The sequence below is a fragment of the Prolinoborus fasciculus genome, assembly GCF_056724605.1.
Map to the genome: position 1 here is coordinate 1 of NZ_JBWZQN010000059.1, position 22527 is coordinate 22527.

The following is a 22527-nucleotide window of genomic DNA, read 5'->3' on the forward strand; positions in this document are numbered from 1 at the left end:
GAAAATGTATATCGTTGGCAGAAGAAATTATTTAGACCAATTATCAAAAACTTCATTGATGACTTTATTCTCGATAAAAATCATCTGCTACCACAGAGAGTCTATAAATAACAGTGCGTAAGTCCTATTAATATTAAAAATACCCATTTTCAGGGATAGCCCAATCGGCACGAAGCGTCTTAAATAGCCTTAGACACAGAAAATAAACAGAAAAATAAATACCTGTGTTGGTAATACCCGATCCTTTCTGGTTTTGAGTCATTCGTTTGTGGGGAAACCTTTCAAAGCCAGAAAGGATCTTTTACTTTCAGCACAAATCCACATGAATTCTTCTATGAATATTTACACAATAGCATGAGCAAAATCTTGAACATTTATTGGTAGCAAACAGGCATAAAAAAAGCCCGGAGAAGGTCGCTCCAGGCTTGGAAAACTGATGTATTAATTAAAATATAATGGTTGATCAAAAAACCTAATCTGCAATACCATAATTATTAGAATAATAATTCTAGACTTGCAAGGCTTTTATCGAAATTTCATGCTTTAAGTGGGCACATTCCGATAAAAGTCATTCTGGCTTAACTGGAAATTTTATCGTATTTAAGGTCGATCAGACTGATATTACCACGCAGGACATCGGCAAACATGCGCCAGTCCGAGATAAAGCTATATACAGGCTGTTTGAAGCTGGCTGGTTTATTGCGCTCAAAGATAAAATGACCGACCCAGGCACAGGCATAGCCCGAGAGTAAACCATATGCAAAATATCGCGGCTTGCCTTGACGAATGGCTTTGGCAAAACAGTATAAACCGATGCTACTGCCGGCCACGTGCAGACGGCGGCTAATAATATGCCGATGCTCAGTCAAATAGAAGCGATAAAATTCATGATAGTTCTTAATCGGCATCTGGGGCTGAACCATCACCTCATTCTTACTTTCTGGTTGTACTTGTACATTCATCTGTCATCATCCTGACGTTTTTTGTTTTACCTTAGCGTATATTTTAGCCAAATAACAGCCTTTTGATGCGCGCTTCAATGCATCTTGCACATCCCCATGAAGGCCTGAATCCGATCGTTTTAGCCTAAAATGAACCGATGAAATCTAAGTTTCAAACTTCTGTTTAAGCTTTTTATGCTCAGTCAAGTCTTACATGCATTTTGATTTTGGTTACAATCTGCTGCGCACAAATCTAAAAATATAATTGCGGCTGCTGTCCGCCTCATTTTAAAACCTTATTCAAGTGAAGATTCAGTACTTAATTGCACTGAACAGATAGGATGATCATCATGGTTGAAGTTGAACTCAAGTTCCAAATTCCTGTGGCACGACGCACTGCGCTGCTCAAGGCACTTGATCCGAAAAAGTCTCAACAGATCCAGCTTCAAGCCAAATATTATGATACTACCGACCGTCAACTGGCCCGGCATGGGGTGGCACTGCGTCAGCGTCTGGAAGGTACACGTTGGGTGCAAACACTAAAAGCGGCCGGGAAAAGCCACATCGAACGCTTTGAACATAATCATGATCTAGGGGAATTAACCGCATCTCCTGAACTGGATTTAGATATTTATAAAAAATTTCCAGAAGCCGGGGCAATTCTCAGCAATGCGCTCAGCAATCAGTTCAACCAGCTCCAACTCCAGTTTGAAACCGATATTGCCCGTACGTTAAGAGTGATTGACTATGAAGATACCCAGATCGAAGTCAGCCTGGATATTGGACAGATCCGCACACAGGATGCTGAGCAAGAAGTACATGAAGTCGAGTTCGAACTAAAAAATGGTTCAATTCAACATCTGCTGGCCTTCAGTTTTGAATGGGTCAAGAAATACCAGCTCTGGCTCGATGTACGTAGTAAGGCCGAAATAGGCAATTTATTGGCCACTTCACAGCGCGTCAGTCCTGCGACCCTTAGCAAAGAATTTCAGATCAGCAAAAAAGACAGCGCCAGTAAAACCATGTGCAGTCTGATTGCACAGCAGATGCAGCATTTATTGCCGAATATCGCGGCGATTGCAGCTCAGGTAGCAGAGCAGGAACATATTGATCAGGCACGACTGGCACTGGATCACTTATATCTGACCTTGCTGCTGTTCAAAGACTGGCATCCACAGCTTTCGGACAAATGGGCACATCAACTGGCGGCCTTTAAGCAGCAATTTGAACATTTGCAACATTTACAGCATATGCAAAACAGCTTGGCCGGTTTCCTGCAAAATCCCACCACGGCAGAAAACCTGAGCAAAGATATTCTGTATGCGCAGGAGAAACTCGGTAATCTGGTCAAATCTACCCAGAATGTGCATCATTATCTGGAATTACTGATGTTCAGTTTAAATGAAAATGAGCATGCCTCGCTGGACTTGAAAACTGCTGCTCAAACTACCTTGCAACAGCAATATAAAGCTTTGCAGGAACAAATGAACCAGACCGATATCACTGATTTTGAAAGTCTGGATCAATTGTCGGGCCGGATTCAGGAGCTCAAATTCAGCTTTCCGATTTTAACCACGATCTATGATGTCAAAAATTTGCAGAAATACAGCAAAGCGCTGAACGATGCTCAACTGGCAGCCAGTGAATATCAAACTTTGGCCTCTTCTGCAGTTTATATTCAGCAGACCGAGCTGGAAGCAAGTGACTGGTTTGTGCTGGGCTGGCTGACCGCCAAGCAGGAAGTCTATGCGCAGAAACTGCTTGAAGCGACCGAACAGTTCTTGGTCAGTCGTAAATTCCTGAAATAAAAATATTGAAATAAATATCACAAGAAAAACTCAAAGCACGCCTTCTCTGGCGTGCTTTTTTGTTGCAGAAGCACATCACACCCCTGCCGATCTTTGGGCTATATTAATCTATAAAACCAACATCGCGGAGGAATGACCCGATGGCAGAAATAGAACTCAAATTCCAGATTCCGCCACAGTCTCGTGTGCAATTTGAACAGGACATCCAGAAACTTCAGCCGACTCGGCATCGTCTGTGTGCACGCTACTTTGATACTGAAGCGCAACAATTACAACAACATCAGATTGCCCTGCGGCAACGTCTGGAAGGCCAGCAATGGATTCAAACCCTGAAAGCAGCGACTGAACAACAATTTGAACGTTTTGAACTTGAGCATGAATTAAAAAGTCCTCCGGAACATTGTGATTTTCAGTTATATCGCAAACATAAACCGGCCAAAAAAATCCTGAAACAGGCGCTCGGTGATCTGGAGACACCGCTTATTCTGCAATTTGAAACAGATGTCGTACGGTATGTACTCACAGAAAGTCATCTGGACAGTAAGATTGAAATTGCCTTTGATGTCGGAGAAATTCGACACAATGATCAAGCCATCGATATTTATGAAGTCGAATTTGAGCTTAAATCCGGCCAGCTGAGTGAATTGATTGATTTCATTCAGCCCTGGGTTCAGCGTTATGCTTTGTGGCTGGATACACGGAGTAAATCCGAACGCGGTTATGCCTTATTACATGGTGAAGAGAATCTGCCGGTTCAGCATCAGCTTCCCTTAGTGCTTGAACAGAAAGATCAGATCATTACGATTTTGCAAAAGATTGTCGTCAATTGTTTGGCTCATCTTTTCCCAAATGCGATGGCGATTGCTGCCGAAAATTATAATAGTGATCATGTGCATCAGGCACGTGTCGCGATTCGGCGTTTGCGCAGCGCATTTAAAATTTTCCAGTCCGTGACCGAGCATGTGCAGCCAGAATGGCCGGAACAGCTGCGGGATATTTTTCAGCAACTGGGTTCTACCCGAGATCGCGATGCCTTGGCAGAAAGCCTGATTCCACAACTGGAAAAAGCAGGTTCCCCCTTACTGAAATTACCCCCACACCGACAAAAACAGCCAGATATCAGTGTGCTGTTCAGAAGTCCTGCTACCGTAGAACTAATGCTGCAACTGTTCAGCTTTAGCCAAGAAAAAACGGATAACAAAGCCAAGTCTTCACATAAGATTTTGTGTAAAGGCCTGAGCAAGCTGCACCAGCAAATCTGTCAGGATGCCGAGAACTATCAAGAACTGGATATTGAATCCCGGCATCGGACACGCAAACGGGTCAAACGCTTACGCTATAACGTAGAATTCTTGCAAAGCCTGTTTCCTGAAAAAGAGGTTAAAGCTTATTTAAAAGCCTTAAAACCCTTGCAAGAAAGCCTTGGGCATTATAACGACCTATTTGTTGCAGACGAATTATTTAGACCTTATGTCAAACAACAGGCCAAGGCCTGGTTTGTGCTAGGCTGGATAAGTGCGGAACAGCAGCGTTTGTCGAACGAAGCAGCAGAGCGTTTACAGCAGTTTGCAGAAAATACTAAGCCCTTCTGGTAAGACCGGGCTTGGTCAAACTGTGCTAGCGATATTTGCCGAATACTTTCCAGATATTATTGTCTGCCAGAGGATCGTTATAACTGTCGCTGCGTTGCTTGCGTGGCTTATCGCGTGCATCGACCAGTTCAAAATGTGGCTCAACACTCAGCACAATCCCATTCACATAAAAACGGGTGCGCGTATATTCGCTCTGGCCATGCTGAAACACATAAGTGCGTAAATCCACAAATTCACGGTGTGCCACCAAAGCTGCAGTATCGTCACTATCAAGCCACTGCCGCATGGCTGCAATCTGCTCGGGTTCGAACTGGCCGCATTTTTCGATCAGGCTGGCGACCCCACGAAAAGTTTTGGATTCCTTGGCGCGGGTTTTATTAATGCGAATCCGGTCAACATGAAAATAAAACAGCGGCAAGTTTAAATGACTCGGCAGATGGATCGCATCCAAGATTTCATCTTCCATAAAAGGCTGAAACAGATCCTGTGCCCTTTCAATCAGCCCGAGCCACTGGCTATAGTATTCATCTACCTGTGACTGGCTGCCATAATAAATCGGCAAGCCTTCAACATTGGCTAGATTTGCCGGTGGCCAAATATTCTGGCGCAATAAGGCAATATCACTTTTTAGGCTTTGTACTGCAATCGCATCCTGCATGGCATTCACTTTTATATGCTTAGGCTATTTTTTAGATTAAGGCAAAGGTTTAGTTTCTGCAAGGCTTTGCCTATAATTAACGATTGAGATTTTAGTGTTAGGAACAAATTCATGGTTCAAAAGATTGAAGCAACCGATGTAACCGAAGAAGAAGCGTTAAATGCGGCATTCTTTGAACGTGCTGATGAATTTATTCAACAAGCCAACGAGTTTTGTCGCGTAGAAAAAGGTTCACAGGAAAAACCGAGCGATAAGCGCGGTCAAGTCAGTGCGGCGATGTTATTTGGTACTGCCCGTTTCAATACCTGGGTGGCAGCGAATAACTTTAAAGATGGCAATGAAATGCGTGATGCCAAAGATCAGGTCATGTCTTATATCTTGCAGCAATTTCAAATGATGCTGGAAGATAACTATGATGAATACTGTGAACAGTTCGAAAACTATTTGCGTTTCCGTCACAATGAAGAGTTTCATGCCAACAAGCATAACCATGATCACAAGCACGATCATTGATTAAAATACGAAAAGCCCCGCGGGGCTTTTTTATTTGCCGTGATTTACTATATTGACTTTGAAATGATTTTTATCCTATATAAGTTGAATAATAAATAAACTAAAATAACGTATAGCATGCAGCAACTTCCCTTCCAGATCATTGACCCACATATTCACCAATGGGATCCGTACAACACCCCACACGCGGCAGCGCTCGCGGTCAAGCTGTTTGGCAAACATCCCAGACTGCTGGACAAAATGGAAAGACTGTTAAAACCCAAAGACGTCATTGAGACCATTGGCCTGACTCAGCACCTGACTGCACCTTATCTGCCTGCAAATTACAAGAAAGATGCAGGACATTATGAAATAGAGCAGATTGTGCATGTTGAAGCCAGCTGGCATGACCATAAAGGTACGGGGGTGGTAAATGAAACCCGTTTTATCGCTGGGCTTCCTTTTGATCAGCACATTATCCAATTGGGTGGAATTGTCGCCACGGCGGATCCGCGGCAGAAAAATTTTAAACAGTTGATTCAATTGCATCGCGAAGCTTCTCCCAAGTTTCGGGGCATCCGTAAAATGGCTGCAGTACATCCAGATAAAGGGATTCATGCCTGGACCGATGAACCGCATCTCTATCGCAACACAGATTTCCTGAAGGGCTTTGAAGAACTGGCCAGGCAAGATTTAAGCTTTGATGCCTGGGTGTACTCTACCCAGATTGCGGATGTTACTGCGCTGGCCAAAGCCTTTCCAAACACCCCTATTGTGCTGGATCATCTGGGTACGCCCGCAGGTTTATTTGGCAAAGTGGGCAAAGCTACAGGCAAGACCGAACAAGATCGCACCCAGATATTTGCGGACTGGAAAGATCAGTTGGCAGAACTGGCCGAATGCAAAAATGTATCGACCAAAATGTCTGGTCTGTTTATGCCAGTCTTGGGACATGATTTTCACACGCAGAAACGGCTGGCAAGTAAACAGGAATTAGTGGAACGTGCCGCACCCGTGATCCAGCATACTTTAGACTGTTTTGGTTCTGGGCGCGTGATGTTTGCATCCAACTTTCCAATGGACAGTGTCAGTAGCTCACTCACCAACATTATTGATGCCTTTAGCGATATTGTGCAGGACTACAATGAAAATGCCTTAAAGTCGATTTTTTATGAAAATGCTAAACGTTTTTATCGACTTTGAGTAGATGAGGACATGCTAAGTTGGATAACAGATTCCAGTCTAAATACGCCTTCAGGCAAAGGACTATGTATTTTACTCACTATTATTTCAAGCTGGATAACGTCTTATTATTATCAAATGGTGATCCATCATTCTTTTGATCAAGATATTGCTTTCGTTTCAGCTTTGATTGGCTGTGGAATATTGATTTTTTTTCTTATTGTATCTGTTTGGAGTCTGCCCCTATCTATCCTTGCGGGCATAATCGGAGGGATTATTTTTAGCCATAGAGCAACCTAGAGCATAAAACTAAAATAAAAAAATCCCCTCACTTGAGGGGATTTTTTATCAACACTACGATGTTTTAACTTGCTTACCGTACTGATCAGCCATCACTTCCACCAGCTGGTCCGGCTTGATGTATTTTTTGATCATGGCATCAATATCGGCTTTGCTCAGTTGAGCAATCGCCTGATCACGTTTTTCCCGGTAAACCAGATTACGGTCTTTTTCCAGCTGTGGGATCAACATAGTGTGAATACGACGATCATCCTCGAGTGCAGTTAAACGCTGTTTCAAGATACTGGCTTTTGCCGCTTCCACTTCCTGTTCAGTCACGCCACGTGTCAGCAGTTCATTCAGTACCTTATGCACTGCCTGAGAAACCTGTGCGGATTTTCCAGCCGTATAATTGGCACTAATCATCATTGCACCCACATCTGCCCATTCATCGAGTTGCACATCTGCACTAAAACCATAGACTAGTGCATTTTTCTCGCGTAACTCTTGTGCCAGTCGTGACGACAGCTGTGAATCACCCAGAATATATCGAAATACCTGTAATGCAGGTGCATCGGCATGATCAGCACCGACCGGCATGCTCATAAATGCCTGATAACTCCCGAATTCACGCTGCTCAGACAAAGCATGAATTTTCTGGGCTGGGTAGCTTCGATATTCCGATTTTAGACGCTCATAAGGCTGTGCAGCTTTCCAGTCTGAAAAACTGTTTTTCAGTACATTTTGCATCGATTTCGGATTAAATTCGCCCGTAACCGCTATTTGCGCATGCTGGGTTTTTAAAAACTGCTGATACAGTGCCATAACCTGTTCGCGAGTCGCTTTCTGATACTGTTTTTTGGCCAATTCCGGCTCGAAATGAAAACGCAGATCGCCAGGCTGATAAATCTCGATCGTTCGAGCCATCGTCAAGCTCGACACGGTATCTGGTTCAGTATAAGGACGATCCAGACTGGATAAAGTCTGCCCCTTGATTAAATCAAACTGACTTTGCTCAAATGCCGGCGTTTTCAGCACATCAACCACATACTGGAAAAACTCCTCAAACTTTTCTTTTTTGGCGCTGATCTGCAAGGTCAGGCCATTGCCGGATGCACCGGCAGTTGCCGAACCACCTACTTCAATAATTTTATCGGCAATCTGCTGCAAGCTTTGAGTTTTCGATGAGCGCAACATTAAATAAGCGGTCAGATCCAGAATCTCGCCTTTATTCATCAGGCTTTGTGCAGTACCAAAATCCAGTGAAATTGTGGCATAAACCTTGTCATCGCGGGTAGTCGTCGGAAACAACGCGTATTTAATGCCATTTTTCAACTTGCCACGCTGAATCTGTTTGTCTTTACTGTACAAATACTGTTTGGATTCCTGGACATATTGCTTCACTTCAGCCTGATAAACACTGACATCTTTCAGTGGCTCTTCTGCTTCAGTCTGTTGATCCAGAGTTTTTGCCGGTGCTTCTGTTTGTGCCAGTTCCTGCGCTTTTTTCTGATCTTCCGGGGTAGGTAAAATATTGCCAGAAATCCGGTATTCAGGTTTTAAAAAATTCTTATAGACCTGATTGACCTGATTCACATTCAGGTTTTGAATCGCGCTCAGATCTTTAAAATACTGGCTCCAGTCACCCGAATACGCCACTGCATAATCACTTAAACGTGAACCTAAAGCAGTCGCACTATTTTTAATATTGTCGGCCTGATTTCGGGTCAGATTTTTAGCCCGGTTTAATTCTGCTTCGGTAAATGGCTGGCTCTTTTCTACGCCTTGGATCAGCCCCTTTTCAATATCCTGTGCCTGATGATTCGGAGCATAGATTGCTCCCATAAACACCAGATTAAAGTCTTTATCCAGCCAGGTACTGGATTGCACCGCTGTTGACTTCCCAGTTTCCACCATATTCTGATAGAGATGTCCACTTGGCTGCAAAGTATAGAGCGTTGGCGAAACAGCCAAAGCCGTTTTAATGCTTTCTTCGGATTGATTCAAATAAAGATTAAACTTGGCCAGATCACTGCCTTTCTTTACTGTAAATTCACGCTGTTTGATTTGCTCTGGTTTAAGCGCTGGGACTTTCACTTGCGCTGGTACATTTCGGGATTGAATCGGACTGAAATGCGTATCCAGCTGTTTTAAGACTTCGGCATTATCAAATTTGCCCGAAATGACCACAAAGGCATTATTCGGTGCATACCATTGACGGTAAAAACGGTTCAGCTCCTGCATATTGATGGATTGCAGCTCATTTAGGTCACCAATCGGCAAACGGCCTAAATACTGATTGCCATAAGCAGATTTAAACACCTGATCGATCAATACTGAAAATGGCTGATCCAGACGAATTTCACGCTCGCGTTTTACAATATCAATTTCAGTCGGTACATATTTTTCCTGAAGCACCAGCTTGTCCATGCGTTCGGCTTCGAGAAAAATGACTTCACTCAGCGCAGTTTTTTCAGGACGGATCACATTGGTATATTTGGTCGAGTAATAGTCGGTACTGGCATTAGTCATCAAGGTATATTGATCCAGTCGACGCTGGAATTCATCCCCTTTGACATTTTCTGTGCCTTTAAAGGCCAAATGTTCCAGCAGATGGGCCAGTCCGCCCTTGCCCTGAGGATCATTCAGGGAACCGGTCAGATAGACCGTATTCATAAAAACTTTATTTTCTTTATCATTCGGTGCCAGGATAATGCGCAGTCCATTATCCAGTCGGTATTCTTCAATATTCTGTTCCGTTTTCACCAAAACAGGCTGTGCAAAACTTAGTACACTACAGCCAGACAATACAATAGCCAGACTTAAATTTTTATAACGTAGCAACATTCTTCATCCAAATTATAAATATAAATTTTTATTCGCGCCCATCTTAGAGAATGATTCTTTTTCTGAATAATCTATTCCAAGCCGAACCATCAAAATAACATGCCGCCTCACCTGACGACATGTAGATCTATGTAATTATAAAAATTATAGATAAATTTCAGCCTGCATATATAGCTTGCCGTAACCTGAAATTTCAATTCGTTCCTGATCTTGCAAGGCACAATACAACACCCCACCACGCGCTGATGCCTGATAGGCGACCAGTTCATTTTTACCGAGTTTCTCAGCCCACAGCGGCGCACTTCAAGTTTTACTCTGCCGGTATTTTGAGCAGTAATTGCTGTACGCTTGCCATTCAACTGTTTTAACAGTTCAAAATCAGGTGTTTCATCCAGCACATCCTGTACCGATTCATATTCAATAATATAGCCCTGCGCGTTCAGATAAACCTGTTTAAACGGTTTATTCAGGGCCTGTCTTAAAGCTTCAGGATATTCAGCAACGGGCTCTGCACGACGGATTGGAAAATTCATTCTGATCTTGCTATCCGCATCCTGATTGACTACAAAAATGCCTAAATCTTTTACATGAAAATGAATCGTTTTCCCCGTATCAAATTGATTGAATAGTACAAAGCTGCTGGCCAATGTCGCATGACCACAAAAATCCACCTCCTTAGTTGGCGTAAACCAGCGGATCGCATAATTATCGCTATCGATAACTTTAACAAAAGCTGTTTCAGACAGATTATTTTCCAAGGCGATATTTTGCATCAAACCATCTTCGAGCCATTCATCCAGCACAATCACGGCTGCGGGATTGCCTTTAAACAGTTCCGTGGTAAACGCATCGACCTGGTACATTTTCATTGTTTGAATTCCTGAATATAACGATCTCTAGTTTAAAAGCTTTTTTGCAAGAATGAACTTGAATATGTTAATGATCTCATTAATCTAGCCTATTAAATAAATAGACCAAATGGTGCTGCATGATAAACTCCCATATTCAAAGTGTTCCCTTAGAAAAAGCTTATCGTCTGATTACCCATGGCCCTACTGTACTGGTATCTGCTCAAGATCAGCAGGATACAGATGTTATGGCAGCAGCCTGGGCATGCGCATTGGAATTCAGCCCCGCAAAAGTGACTGTGGTTCTGGATAAAAGCACCAAAACCCGAAATATTATTGAAAATTCAGGTTATTTCGCGCTGCAAATTCCAACATTGAAACAACTGAATATGGTCTATCGTCTGGGTACGCAGAGCTTGCATGATGTGCCGGACAAACTGGCACAATCCGGAGTAGAACTATTTCATTTTCCTGATGCTGATATTCCTGTAGTACAAGGCTGTGCGGCCTGGATACTCTGCGAGCTGATTCCTGAGCCGCATAACCAGCAAATGCATGACCTGTTTATAGGCAAGGTGATTGCAGCCTATGCCGATGATCGGGTCTTCCGCGACGGCCACTGGCATTATCATGAAGTGGATGAAGAATGGAAAAGTATTCATCATGTAGCCGGCGGGCATTTTTATACCATCGGCAATGCTGTAAGCATTGATGATCCAGCATCATAAATTTTTCAAATTTAGGATAAATGAAAATAATCGCGGATGATCAGATGATATCAACCAGCCCCAGAGCATGCGAAATTATGCTACTTTATCTTTAATCTTCATTTGATGTGATGCGCTATGATGCCTTTTAAAATTCACTGTATTGATGTCCAGAATTCACTGCAAAATTATATCTGGTTGCTTGAACATACTGCGTCGCATCAAGTGGCCGTGATTGATCCAACCGAAGCAGAATTGGTACAAGACTATTGTGCTGAACACGGTCTAACCATAAGTCAAATCTGGCTGACTCACTGGCATAAAGATCATATTGGCGGTGTGCCGGGGCTGATCCAGGAACAAAATCTGCCCGTGTATGGCCCACGAGCAGAACTAAGCAAAATTCCCTTTATCACCCATCCGCTTGAGCATGAAGAACAGTTTAATTTTCATGGAATAGATATCCAGGTGATTGCTGTACCCGGGCATACACTCGGCCATATCGTTTATTTTATTGATGCAATTGATGTGCTGTTCTGCGGGGATACTTTATTTGCCATGGGCTGTGGCCGAGTTTTTGAAGGAACATTTGAACAGATGTATCATTCACTGTCCCGTCTGGCTGCCTTGCCGCCGCGCACACAAGTGTATTGCACCCATGAATACACATTATCGAATGCCCAGTTTGCCAAACACGTCGAACCAGATAATCCTGAAATTCTGGAACGCTTCGAGCAGATCGAGCGTTTACGTATGCTAGGCCAGTGCACGCTGCCAAGTAGTATTGAAGATGAATTGCAAACCAATCCTTTTCTGCGTGCAGAAAGCGTGGAAGAATTTCAGCGTTTAAGAACCCTGAAAGATCAATTTTAAACCGGATTCAAAGCTGAAGATCAATGCTTCAGCCGACTCACTTATTTGTCATTTGCGATGCATAGAATGTCATTGAAAGGAACGTACAACTTTTACACAAATCGGAACACGTTGAACTTCCACTTAAAAATGACTTTCTGTACCATTTTTCCTTTCTTATGATCAACCACGTCTCCTATTTTTTAGGAACTAATTTTAGTTCTAACACATGAAATAATGACTTATAAAAAATAGTAGGATGTTTATTAAAATTGGATAAATTCACGGAATATTGCTCAAATAATTATCGTGGAACCTAACAAATGAATAAAAAAGCCCAATTTACTTGAATTAGGCTTTCACCAATAATATAAGTATATGATTTATATAAAATAAAAAAGTATTCCGTATGAAGTGTATTATGTTAATTTTAGGAAATCTCAATAATTATTAATTAGCTTCAATAGTAAAACTTTGCTTTTCATAATTACCTAAACACCATTTGAATTTTTCTAATACTTTTGCATTTACTTGACTGTCCTCATATTCAAATTCATGAAAATCAAATTTTGCATAAAAATTTCTGAGTTCTTCGAATGGCAGGCAATACACTTCTTTTAGATTTTTCTTTTTAGCTGTTTCTACTAAGTACCCAACTAGCTCATTTGCTAGAGATAGTCCTCTAAACTCATCCAGTATATAAATTCCCCCAATTTCGACTTCATCATCATTGAGGTAAACAACCCTGCCAACTCATCGTTATAAGTAACGATTGCAATAATTTCATTGTCTAAAGAGCTTGGAACAAAATCTATCTTTTGATACTGAGCATTTATCCATTCAAGATCGTTTGCAGTTGCTAATTGTATTGCCAATTTTTATTCCACCAAATTAATTCAACTCTAGATTAGAAATAAGGTAAAAGCCTTTAATAGCTCATATACTTCAAAATCCACAGCTCATCAGTCTAGTTAATTTAGATTGGAGTTACAGACTAAATTTATAAAGCAGCACCTATATGTTTATAAAAAGAACTATCTCTAAATCTACAACTTATTTAACATAATGGGCATTACAAGAAGTAAGGTCTGTAAGCCCCAAATAGAAATGTCTGCTTTCAGAGCATGACATTAGTTCTGTCGTTCAACTTTAAAAGTGACATTGGCTATGTGGATCCCGAATGATGATGTGTAGGATAGCAGTAACCAGGTTCTTAGATTCTATTTACTAGAATTGACAACATATGTGTTGCATGAAGCAATGTTAAAGAATCTGGTTACTTTGTGCATAAGTATCCAGTTCACCTTGAGTCACGACACGCACCGCCTGCATTTCATCAATACGTACCAGTAGTAAGCCACCTAAAGCGGGTTGATAACGACGGGCACAGCCAAAAGGCGTATAGGCCACTTTCGACTGAACACTAAAGTTCAACCAGTCTTCATGTCCCAACATCACAGCAACCGGATCAAGTCCCTGCTGCTGCATCAATTCAATTTGTTGATTCACATAGTGCTCAATGGTCAGTTCAGTCATGGTACGAGTATTCAGTTTTAGAATTACATTTCAGACAGTATAAAGCATGCAAATCAGGTTAAAGATCAGAAAACCAGCAGCTGGTATTCTTTTAATAAATAAGTCGATTGGATTTTAATTTTCTCATTGTAGATCTGAAATTTTCTATTTCATACGGTTGATAAAATTATAAAACAACCTGTTTCACTAATAAATTATTGAATTAGAAAATTAATTATCCAAATTTATAACTTATAAAAACTTAATATTTAGTTACAACCTATTCAATATTATAAAAATCATTTACTTAACGCTTAAATTGATTTTTTCTTAATCAACCAATGTTCACTATATACGCAAATTCATTTAAATTAATTTAAATAAAGGCATTTGCCCTTTAAAAGATAATTTTTCACCCTTATTTAAGATTTAACAATGATGAAGGAGTGATCTCGTGAAAAAAGTGGTTAAAGCGAAAAATTTGATTGCATTTCGACTATGGTTAGAAAAATTGGGATATTCGGTACGCACCCTGGCGGATGATCGTGGTTTCAGTTTCAGCTTCAAGAAAGAATATGGCCTGGTGACCTGTGATCTGGCAGGTAATGCCCTGGCACTACAACTAGGCGAGGAATTTGAAGATCACTTAAAAGCCTGATAGCTTCTATTTAAGAGCAGAAAAATAAATTAATCTTTCCACTGATTCAACAGCGCTATTCTCCAGTTATTCAGCCCATTTCGATGGGCTTTTCTTTGTTCACTAAATTTCAGGCAATAAAAAAGCAAGGCATCAGCCTTGCTTTAATATGATGGTGGGGACGGAGAGACTCGAACTCTCACACCTCGCGGCGCTGGAACCTAAATCCAGTGCGTCTACCAATTTCGCCACGTCCCCATCAGGGTACCAACTTAGCGTTGGATTTCTTTCAAACTTTGGCAGAGGATCAAGGATTCGAACCTTGACGAACGGTTTTGGAGACCGTCATGCTACCATTACACCAATCCTCTACTTCCACCCAATATCCAGTTACCCAAATATCGATTGGTGGGGACGGAGAGACTCGAACTCTCACACCTCGCGGCGCTGGAACCTAAATCCAGTGCGTCTACCAATTTCGCCACGTCCCCAATGGCTGTGTATATTATAGAGATAGACCGGCATTGACAAGCGATTTTACAAGCGATCACAGTCTATTCCGCCATAAAATAAACAGTTAGTTCTATTTTTTAATTTTTTATAAAATTTATGCCGAAAATTTGATTCATTTTAGGATATGACCGCCCATTCGTTATTTTTAATCATTTCGATTCAATTCCAATATTTCAAATTAAAACTCAAATGACCTTCTAATCTTGATCAGCATGGACATTCAGAATGCTGAAACTATTATTGATAAATAATGTCTGAGCCAGTGCATGAACTCAAAATAGAATACAGCATAAATAACAACGGCTTTGCCAAATTTCAGGCAATAAAAAAGCAAGGCACTCGCCTTGCTTTAATATGATGGTGGGGATAGAGAGACTCGAACTCTCACGCCCAGAGGGCGCTGCGACCTGAACACAGTGCGTCTACCAATTCCGCCATATCCCCATGGCTGTGTATATTATAGCGATCAGACCTGATTCACAAGTAGTTCTATAGAAAGCTAAATACTTTTATATCAAAAATTAATCAGTTAATTCACTATTGAGCAAATACTGCTCTATTTAGACCAATAGATAAAATTGATAGACACCATGGGACTGATTCATATAACATTTAAATTATTGAATATACAGATCGCATGAATTATTGCAGCAATACAATGAAATTTACTAAAGCCCTGCCCTTGCAATCATTCGCTAGATAATTTAAGCCCAAAACGCATTGATGTTCATCAACCATGACAGCAAAAATCTGGTACTAAAAAAACCGCCCTCAAATTTCAGGCAATAAAAAAGCAAGGCATTAGCCTTGCTTTAATATGATGGTGGGGACGGAGAGACTCGAACTCTCACACCTCGCGGCGCTGGAACCTAAATCCAGTGCGTCTACCAATTTCGCCACGTCCCCATCAGGGTACCAACTTAGCGTTGGATTTTTTTCAAACTTTGGCAGAGGATCAAGGATTCGAACCTTGACGAACGGTTTTGGAGACCGTCATGCTACCATTACACCAATCCTCTACTTCCACCCAATATCCAGTTACTCAAATATTGATTGGTGGGGACGGAGAGACTCGAACTCTCACACCTCGCGGCGCTGGAACCTAAATCCAGTGCGTCTACCAATTTCGCCACGTCCCCAATGGCTGTGTATATTATAGAGATCATTTCCAGCTGACAAGCCGTTTATCATAAAAAAACACTCGTTTGATTAAATAAGAAACAATTCAAGTTTTATTGTATTTTTCTCATTCAATTTCAGTCATTAAGTAGTCTTTCACAGCTTGAAAATCGGCCAATCTATGCTGCTTCTGCTTACTTAACATTTCTTCTAATAAGCCTTGAAAAGCCTGTAAGTGCTGCGGTAACTCAACTTTCAGACGCTGACAATGCAAAAAGGCCCAATCCAGATAATCTGTCGCCTGTAAACGCTGACCACTCAACCACTCATAAAAAATAACACCCAAAGCATAAACTTCACTTTGTAGGCTCTTGGCTTGGCCTTGGAACAGTTCCGGCGCCATATAACGCGGTGTCGCATTCAGTTCATGCAGGTCATTCTGATGGAGTATTTGGACATGCTCAAAATCAAGCAGGCAGACCCTGCCCTGATTATTTGCAAAATGTTCCTGCTTTAAATCGGCATGCAAATAACCCAATTCTTGCAGGCAGATTAAAGGCTCCACAGCTTGCAGCAAATGTTGCCGAATTTGCGTGATGGATTGCTGATGCGGCATGATCTGAAAATGCGCCGGCGCATCGACCAGAATTAAGGCCTGCTCAAATTGTTCATGATTGATCTTGAAAGGCTGTTGAATAATTTGATGTGGAAGGAAAAAATTTAGATCACCTGAGCTGGCATGAGCCTGATAAAAATCCAGCTCATGTTGCCAGCCTAGTTCAGCATGTGGAGATGATATTAAACTATCAGATCCATGCGATATCTGGGTTTTTAGCCAGAGCGCATTTCCCTTGGCATAATAAAGACGCCGACCAAAACCCAGACTACGGGCTTTGGTTCGTAGTTCAAAATCAGAAATATCGAGATGATCTAAATTAAGTCGTGGCAATGTATTCAGGTATTGGATTAAGTGTATGCTGATAATTTAGCAGCTCCAGACAATGCTGAATAGTTTTCCCGACCCGTTCCTGAGTCTCAATGAGGGAGATTTTTGGCCAAGTAGCCCGCTCCCCTTCACGCTGTAAAATTTTAAACAGATACGGCCGCGGATTTTGCAACATATAGCTATAGTGGCGTAGGCTATATTTACCGACAATATTCACATCACCATAATAACGCTGGTCAACTACACCATAGCCATGATCCAGTAGACGGCGTACAGGAGGCAAGCTACCGGCATGTTCCCGGGCGAAATCCATCATTCCTTTGGTAATCACCGCGCCCTGACGGCGAACAATTCGTTGTGGCCAGCTCAAAGTACCTTTACGGAAACGTGAAATATCATCCTGCATGAATGGCACGATATGCGGGTTGGTCTGACTGGCAATGGTATAATTAATATTATACAGGCGTGCCATTTTCTCCTGCGGAAAATCACTGCGCACGCTGCCATCCACCCAGCGGGTTGAACCCATATAAGGCGTATATTGACCATCATAGCGCTTACTGGTCAAACGAACCGGTGGAAACAGAACCGGCACCGCACAAGACGCCAGTACCGCACTCCAGACCAGCAAATCCGGAGAAGTATAGGCATTTAAAATGCGTGCATCCTGTCCAGCATCATAAGGTGCAACCGCAATATTGATATGCAGACCTGAGGTTTTGAGTGCTTCTTCGAAGGTCAGATCACCCAGATTTTCGACCAGAAATTTTTTTAGATATTTTACATCCGCCAGACCACCATTACCTTTCATCAATTCACTCATGGTGCGGAAATGAAAAGCCTCATGAAAGCAATTATGGCCTTTCAAAATATCAATATATTGCGAAGGTTTGGATACACCTAACATGGCGGTCATGATGGCACCCGCACTTGAACCGGACATTACCTTCGGCAACAAGTCCTGCTCCATTAAGGCTTTGCATACACCAGTATGAAACAGACCCAGCGTCGAACCACCGGAAAACATCAGGGCTGGCTGGCCATAGGCGCGCTGACAATGCTGAAAATATTCGATTTTTTCTTCCATACTGAGACAGGTACAGTCTATTGAAGCAATATAGGCTAAGCCTTGGCTGACTTCTTCGACATAATCTTCAATAATTCTTTTAGTGCCCACATAGGCTTCGGTAAACAGTAGAGGATGGGCAATGTTGGCAATATCGTAGCTCAGGCCTTCGCGCAAAATATACATCAGGTCACGGGTGCGCTTTTGTTGTCGATAGCGTCGTAATTTACCCAGACGATGTGCGATCACTTCTGCATCAAAGTAGGGTGAACTGTTATCAAATTTCCATTCCTGTGCACCTGATTCTTCATCTATTTTCAGGGCAATATATTTCCATTCCTCATAGGACTCAGCCTGTTGCAGCTGCTGCTTGAGCTTTTTAATACGATAGGCCTGATGTGGATTAATATCCTGAGTAAAATCTTTAAACAGCATCTGCCTTTTCCCTATATTTATTCTTGATACAGCTCGTACCCAGAGCCAGAAAATGTGTACAAATTTTCTATCCTCTACAATAACGAAAATTCTCTACTTTAAGCAAATTATCATACTTTTCTGGCTTTGACTGTGAATTTTGCAATGGTACTATCTTAGCCATAATTTTAAATCTGTAATGTTAAATCATGGCGAAAATTGAGTTACCTGACCATATTTTAAATGCCCTTTCGACTGTTCTGCAGCAACTTCAGCAAAGTCTGCCCGAACTAAAACAAATTCCTGATTTTTCTGCTCATGCCTATAAATGGCAACATGGTGAACTCAAACCTATTCATCAGCTTAGACAGATGGAACTGGCCGATTTAAAAGGGATTGAGCGACAAAAAGAAAAAGTCATCCAGAACACGTTGCAGTTTTTAAACGGCTTACCTGCCAATGATGTCTTACTGACCGGTTCACGCGGTACGGGTAAATCCTCCATTGTTCGTGCCCTACTCACCGAGTATGCAGATCAAGGGTTACGATTAATTGAAATCGAACGGGATGACTTATCTGATCTGCCTCAGATTCAGCGACTCATTGCAGAGCGTCCAGAAAAGTTTATTGTCTATTGTGATGATCTGGCTTTTAATGCTGAAGATGAAAATTATCGCAGTTTAAAAAGTGTTTTAGATGGCTCTTTACAATCTGGTTCCAGCAATTTTGTGATTTATGCGACCAGTAACCGTCGTCATTTATTACCCGAATTCATGCATGAAAACACCCCGGTTACCCGGGTTGATGTTCCGCAATATACCGAATTGCATCCGCAAGAAGCGATTGAAGAGAAAATTTCGCTGTCTGACCGCTTTGGTTTATGGCTGTCTTTCTATCCAATGGATCAGAACCTGTATTTAGAAATTGTAGAACATTATCTCAAAAAGGCAGGCATGGAACTCACGCCAGAAACCCGTGCTGAAGCCCTACGCTGGTGTCAGGCACGCGGTCAACGTTCAGGACGTGCTGCCTATCAGTTTTCCAAGCACTGGATTGGTTCAACCCAACTAAATGCCTCTTAACAGCTTAAAAGCGACCGGTTCAGGTCGCTTTTTTCATATAAATCATTTATATAATAATGATACTCAAAAGAAAATTAAAATTATGGATGTCGGCGCAGTTCTCATTCAACTTAAGCCCTTACACATGCAGCAAGTTCATGACTGGCAGCGTACTTTGAAAGCACGTCAAGACGAAGTAATTGAAACGCTTAAGGCTGAACAGATTCATGTCGAGTCCTGGTTTTATCTGCAACTTCATGGTCAGGACTTTTTGATTGCATATATGCGCGCCAACAACATTCAAAAAGCGCAAAATATTGCAAAATTCAGTACCTTCCCGATTGACCAAGTGCACAAACAGCTTAAAGCGTCATGGCAAGCGGTTTATTCCGCTGAATTGTTATTGGATGCTACAGCTATCTGATTTATTAGCACGGCTATTTAAAATAGTTTTGTAATAAAGACTACCTAATAAAAAATAAAAAAGCCCCGGCAATACGGGGCTTTTTTGACATCTCAAATTATTGTTTATCCCCGATAATGGTAGACCACAGCAGGTCATCAATTTCACTGCCATTGAAATAAACAGTAACCTTCAATGATTCAGGCTGGTTCTGTTTGACTTCAATCACCTGATCATAACTGTCATCAATTCTAAGCACACCCTCTTTTGGTAAATGCTTATAGTTATTTAATACGGTTTCATCCATTTTGAATGGTGTCGTAGTATTGAACTTAAAACTGTAACGATAATCTGCCAGGTCAGGCTGACCGATAATCGTGCCACGACTGGTTAAGGTACGAATCCCATTGCTACCACTGCCATAATCATCCACCAAGCTGTAATTATAATTACGCACTTGCAGGTATTCTTTGCTCTTTGTATCAAACGCGATTCCAGAAGTACCCGCCTGACCGGTCTCGGCTATACGCTGGAATTCCAACTGATCGATTTGATAAGACTCGGATTCACCCATTTCATTTTTAGTTTTACGATGCACAATCGTGCCAGAAATCAGGTAGTCGTCCTTGAGATTAAAATCTACATTTGAGCCATAACGGACATTGCTAAAGCTTAAAGTCGTCGTATCACCGTTCATCGTCTGAGTAATGGTTGAGCCTTTACGATAAGTCTTGTCCAGAATAACACAGCTATCTTTATCCGTTTTTAATTTCAGGGTTTTGACCGAACCAGTGGTATTGACTTCCGAACAGATCAGATTTGGATATTTAATACTATTGATGCCCAGATTATAAATTTTGATGATACGTGCAGTACGCCCATAAGGATAATGTGCAAATACTTCACCAATCATGTGACCCAGAGCGACGTTATAGTCGGTATCATTACTGGTATTGCCTGAAATTTTATCGCGAATTTTATCTACAATGTCCTGATCTTCAAGCAGGACAAATTCCTCTGAAAGCTCAGAGGAAATACTTTCCTTCGGAACATTTGGAGGTGTAGTGACAGTAGGACTGTCTGAGCTACTTCCCCCACCACTACAGGCACTCATTAAACCCGAGACAAGAGCGAGTCCAAAGATAGAAATCTGCTTTTTTATAAAATTTATTCCCTAAAATTTCTTTGCATTTTTATTTGGTGATCACTAAAGATTGGCCATCTCGAAACTGAATAGCTCAAATGCTATTTCTGCCGGTAATGTTTTTTCTTGGCAGCCAGCTTTATCCTTCGATAGCGCTTTATCTTTAAACAAAGAATTTTTTGGTTCTGTAATTTTAATGTATATTTCAAACAACAATTATCATAAGAAATGAAGTGCTTATTTGAATCTTGTTCCTTACCAGAGTCACTTTTCAACACACTTAAAGCGCATTTAATTAGATGGATTAACGTAAGCGTCCGCTGAACCCCATGCCTATTTTTTAATTCGGTTCAGGTTTCCAGCAGTGTGGCAGTAACTCTTCAATCTGGGTCACTTTATGTGTCGGCAGCCTTTTCAGCACATCACTTAAATAGGCATACGGATCCAGCCCATTCAGCTTTGCTGACTGGATTAACGTCATGATGTTTGCCGCTCGCTGTCCACTGCGCAGCGAACCTGCAAACAACCAGTTCTTACGGCCCAATGCCCAGGGACGCATTGAGTTCTCTGCCCAGTTATTGTCAATGGGTAGATTGCCATCATCCAGATAGCGGCTTAAGGCTGGCCAACGCTTCAGACTGTAATTGATGGCCTTGGCGGTTGGAGAACTCGATGGCACCGTCAGATAATGTTGGTTGAGCCATTCATACAGTTGTTGCATCACCGGTTGGCTGTGCTGTTGTCGGTATTCGCGGCGGTGTTCTGCTGTACTATCGGTCTTTTTCCTGAGTTCTGCTTCTATCGCATACAGTTTCTGAATCATCAGTAATGCCTGTTCAGCGATCTGACTTTTCCCAGTCACATGCAGTTCATGGAATTTACGACGCGCATGCGCCATGCAGCCCACCTCAATGACATCGCCTGATTTAAAGCGTGCTTTATAACCACTGTAATCATCACAGACCAGATGGCCCTGCCAGCCATTCAGGAACTCTTCTGCATGCTGACCTGAACGGCTATCCTGAAAGTCATAGATCACCGCTTGAACTGGATTGTACTGTGTAGTGGCATAGGCCCAGACATAACCTTTCTTCGGTTTTTTCTCATCATCACCCATCCGCATGATGGTGACCGGCGTTTCATCGGCATGGATCACCCGCTGTTGCAGCACCACCTCTTTTAAGGCATTGGCCAGAGGCTCCAGTTCTACACCGCAGCGACCTATCCAGTCAGATAAAGTAGATCTGGACAGATCAATGCCCGCCCGCTGATAGATCAGGCGCTGACGGTACAGCGGCAAATGATCGGCATACTTCGATACCAGCACATGGCTGAGCAGTTCAGGTGAAGCAATGCCTTTATCAATCACATAGGCGGGCATCGCTTGCTGAGTCAGGGTGTCACACTGATCACAGACCCATTTGCCACGCACATGCTGTTCCTTATAGAACTGTGCCGGTCTGAAATGCAGTTTTTCACTGATATCTTCGCCGATACGACGTA

Annotated in this window: 20 protein-coding genes, 7 tRNA genes and 1 pseudogene; 10 read left to right on the forward strand and 18 right to left on the reverse strand. The window is 42.0% G+C overall.

What is annotated here, in order from left to right; genetic code table 11:
- Positions 1–111: pseudogene (locus AC1P5O_RS13065) on the forward strand (IS701 family transposase); the annotation flags it as partial.
- 467 nt (positions 112–578) lie between these two features.
- On the opposite strand, the gene AC1P5O_RS13070 reads toward AC1P5O_RS13065, so the two are convergent.
- Entirely contained in the window at positions 579–962 is a 384-nt protein-coding gene (locus tag AC1P5O_RS13070) for an Mpo1-like protein (protein WP_005104473.1), read from the reverse strand.
- Between the two features lie 329 nt (positions 963–1291).
- On the opposite strand from AC1P5O_RS13070, the gene AC1P5O_RS13075 reads away from it, so the two are divergent.
- Both AC1P5O_RS13075 and AC1P5O_RS13080 read left to right on the forward strand, forming a co-directional pair.
- On the forward strand, positions 1292–2749 hold the full coding sequence (locus AC1P5O_RS13075) for a CYTH domain-containing protein (protein ID WP_004729913.1): 1458 nt from the start codon (positions 1292–1294) through the stop codon (positions 2747–2749).
- Positions 2750–2889: 140 nt separating this feature from the next.
- Positions 2890–4344: a CYTH and CHAD domain-containing protein gene (locus AC1P5O_RS13080; RefSeq protein WP_004729914.1), complete on the forward strand. Its 1455-nt coding sequence runs from the start codon at positions 2890–2892 to the stop codon at positions 4342–4344.
- 22 nt (positions 4345–4366) lie between these two features.
- On the opposite strand, the gene AC1P5O_RS13085 is transcribed toward AC1P5O_RS13080, so the two are convergent.
- Positions 4367–5008, reverse strand: a complete 642-nt coding sequence (locus AC1P5O_RS13085) for a hypothetical protein (RefSeq protein ID WP_318270623.1) — start codon at positions 5006–5008, stop codon at positions 4367–4369.
- A gap of 102 nt (positions 5009–5110) precedes the next feature.
- Between AC1P5O_RS13085 and AC1P5O_RS13090 the strand changes: the two genes are divergently transcribed.
- Together AC1P5O_RS13090 and AC1P5O_RS13095 are read left to right on the forward strand one after the other, a co-directional pair.
- On the forward strand, positions 5111–5512 hold the full coding sequence (locus tag AC1P5O_RS13090) for a DUF3144 domain-containing protein (RefSeq protein WP_004280011.1): 402 nt from the start codon (positions 5111–5113) through the stop codon (positions 5510–5512).
- Between the two features lie 117 nt (positions 5513–5629).
- Positions 5630–6694 (forward strand): amidohydrolase family protein, encoded by a 1065-nt coding sequence (locus AC1P5O_RS13095; RefSeq protein WP_004729918.1) that lies wholly within the window; start codon positions 5630–5632, stop codon positions 6692–6694.
- 333 nt (positions 6695–7027) lie between these two features.
- Here AC1P5O_RS13095 and AC1P5O_RS13100 read toward each other — a convergent pair whose 3' ends face one another.
- Together AC1P5O_RS13100 and AC1P5O_RS13105 are read right to left on the reverse strand one after the other, a co-directional pair.
- Positions 7028–9799: a M16 family metallopeptidase gene (locus AC1P5O_RS13100; RefSeq protein ID WP_005104475.1), complete on the reverse strand. Its 2772-nt coding sequence runs from the start codon at positions 9797–9799 to the stop codon at positions 7028–7030.
- Between the two features lie 107 nt (positions 9800–9906).
- Positions 9907–10668 carry a PhzF family phenazine biosynthesis protein gene (locus tag AC1P5O_RS13105; protein ID WP_499006135.1) on the reverse strand — a complete coding sequence of 254 codons (762 nt, stop codon included), beginning with the start codon at positions 10666–10668 and terminating at the stop codon, positions 9907–9909.
- Positions 10669–10787: 119 nt separating this feature from the next.
- On the opposite strand from AC1P5O_RS13105, the gene AC1P5O_RS13110 reads away from it, so the two are divergent.
- Positions 10788–11375 carry a flavin reductase family protein gene (locus AC1P5O_RS13110; RefSeq protein ID WP_004729923.1) on the forward strand — a complete coding sequence of 196 codons (588 nt, stop codon included), beginning with the start codon at positions 10788–10790 and terminating at the stop codon, positions 11373–11375.
- Between the two features lie 117 nt (positions 11376–11492).
- Complete coding sequence (gloB, locus tag AC1P5O_RS13115) at positions 11493–12227, forward strand: hydroxyacylglutathione hydrolase (protein ID WP_004729925.1); 735 nt, start codon at positions 11493–11495, stop codon at positions 12225–12227.
- Between the two features lie 429 nt (positions 12228–12656).
- Here gloB and AC1P5O_RS13120 read toward each other — a convergent pair whose 3' ends face one another.
- From AC1P5O_RS13120 to AC1P5O_RS13130, 3 genes are all read right to left on the reverse strand, one after another.
- A complete protein-coding gene (locus tag AC1P5O_RS13120) occupies positions 12657–12920 on the reverse strand; it encodes a GNAT family N-acetyltransferase (protein WP_212749801.1) in 264 nt (87 codons plus the stop codon).
- A complete protein-coding gene (locus tag AC1P5O_RS13125) occupies positions 12875–13081 on the reverse strand; it encodes a hypothetical protein (protein WP_211100814.1) in 207 nt (68 codons plus the stop codon). Before AC1P5O_RS13125 ends, AC1P5O_RS13120 begins: the two co-directional genes overlap by 46 nt.
- Before the next feature lie 388 nt (positions 13082–13469).
- A complete protein-coding gene (locus AC1P5O_RS13130; RefSeq protein ID WP_004729928.1) occupies positions 13470–13742 on the reverse strand; it encodes a hypothetical protein in 273 nt (90 codons plus the stop codon).
- A 433-nt stretch (positions 13743–14175) separates the two neighbouring features.
- On the opposite strand from AC1P5O_RS13130, the gene AC1P5O_RS13135 reads away from it, so the two are divergent.
- Entirely contained in the window at positions 14176–14379 is a 204-nt protein-coding gene (locus tag AC1P5O_RS13135; RefSeq protein ID WP_004280022.1) for a hypothetical protein, read from the forward strand.
- A gap of 152 nt (positions 14380–14531) precedes the next feature.
- On the opposite strand, the gene AC1P5O_RS13140 is transcribed toward AC1P5O_RS13135, so the two are convergent.
- The 9 genes from AC1P5O_RS13140 to AC1P5O_RS13180 form a co-directional block, all read right to left on the reverse strand.
- Positions 14532–14616: transfer RNA gene (locus AC1P5O_RS13140), tRNA-Leu, on the reverse strand.
- 39 nt (positions 14617–14655) lie between these two features.
- A tRNA-Trp gene (locus AC1P5O_RS13145) sits at positions 14656–14729 on the reverse strand.
- Positions 14730–14764: 35 nt separating this feature from the next.
- A tRNA-Leu gene (locus AC1P5O_RS13150) sits at positions 14765–14849 on the reverse strand.
- A gap of 380 nt (positions 14850–15229) precedes the next feature.
- Positions 15230–15315 (reverse strand) — tRNA-Leu (locus tag AC1P5O_RS13155).
- A gap of 377 nt (positions 15316–15692) precedes the next feature.
- Positions 15693–15777 (reverse strand) — tRNA-Leu (locus tag AC1P5O_RS13160).
- Positions 15778–15816: 39 nt separating this feature from the next.
- Positions 15817–15890, reverse strand: a tRNA-Trp gene (locus AC1P5O_RS13165).
- Positions 15891–15925: 35 nt separating this feature from the next.
- Positions 15926–16010 (reverse strand) — tRNA-Leu (locus tag AC1P5O_RS13170).
- 107 nt (positions 16011–16117) lie between these two features.
- On the reverse strand, positions 16118–16939 hold the full coding sequence (locus tag AC1P5O_RS13175; protein ID WP_004729931.1) for a protein kinase domain-containing protein: 822 nt from the start codon (positions 16937–16939) through the stop codon (positions 16118–16120).
- The gene (locus AC1P5O_RS13180; protein ID WP_005262041.1) at positions 16926–18437 is read right to left on the reverse strand and encodes a DUF3336 domain-containing protein; all 1512 of its coding nucleotides are present in this window, start codon (positions 18435–18437) and stop codon (positions 16926–16928) included. The genes AC1P5O_RS13175 and AC1P5O_RS13180 overlap by 14 nt, the downstream gene beginning before the upstream one ends.
- A 197-nt stretch (positions 18438–18634) precedes the next feature.
- Between AC1P5O_RS13180 and AC1P5O_RS13185 the strand changes: the two genes are divergently transcribed.
- Both AC1P5O_RS13185 and AC1P5O_RS13190 read left to right on the forward strand, forming a co-directional pair.
- Positions 18635–19498 (forward strand): DUF815 domain-containing protein, encoded by an 864-nt coding sequence (locus AC1P5O_RS13185; protein ID WP_318270595.1) that lies wholly within the window; start codon positions 18635–18637, stop codon positions 19496–19498.
- Positions 19488–19901 carry a DUF6176 family protein gene (locus AC1P5O_RS13190; protein WP_004729935.1) on the forward strand — a complete coding sequence of 138 codons (414 nt, stop codon included), beginning with the start codon at positions 19488–19490 and terminating at the stop codon, positions 19899–19901. The genes AC1P5O_RS13185 and AC1P5O_RS13190 overlap by 11 nt, the downstream gene beginning before the upstream one ends.
- Positions 19902–19998: 97 nt before the next feature.
- Here the strand turns inward: AC1P5O_RS13190 and AC1P5O_RS13195 are convergent, their stop codons facing one another.
- Entirely contained in the window at positions 19999–20994 is a 996-nt protein-coding gene (locus AC1P5O_RS13195; protein ID WP_004729937.1) for a hypothetical protein, read from the reverse strand.
- 370 nt (positions 20995–21364) lie between these two features.
- Positions 21365–22527 (reverse strand): IS66 family transposase (tnpC, locus tag AC1P5O_RS13200; protein WP_499006140.1); only part of this gene is annotated, 1163 nt, incomplete at its 5' end.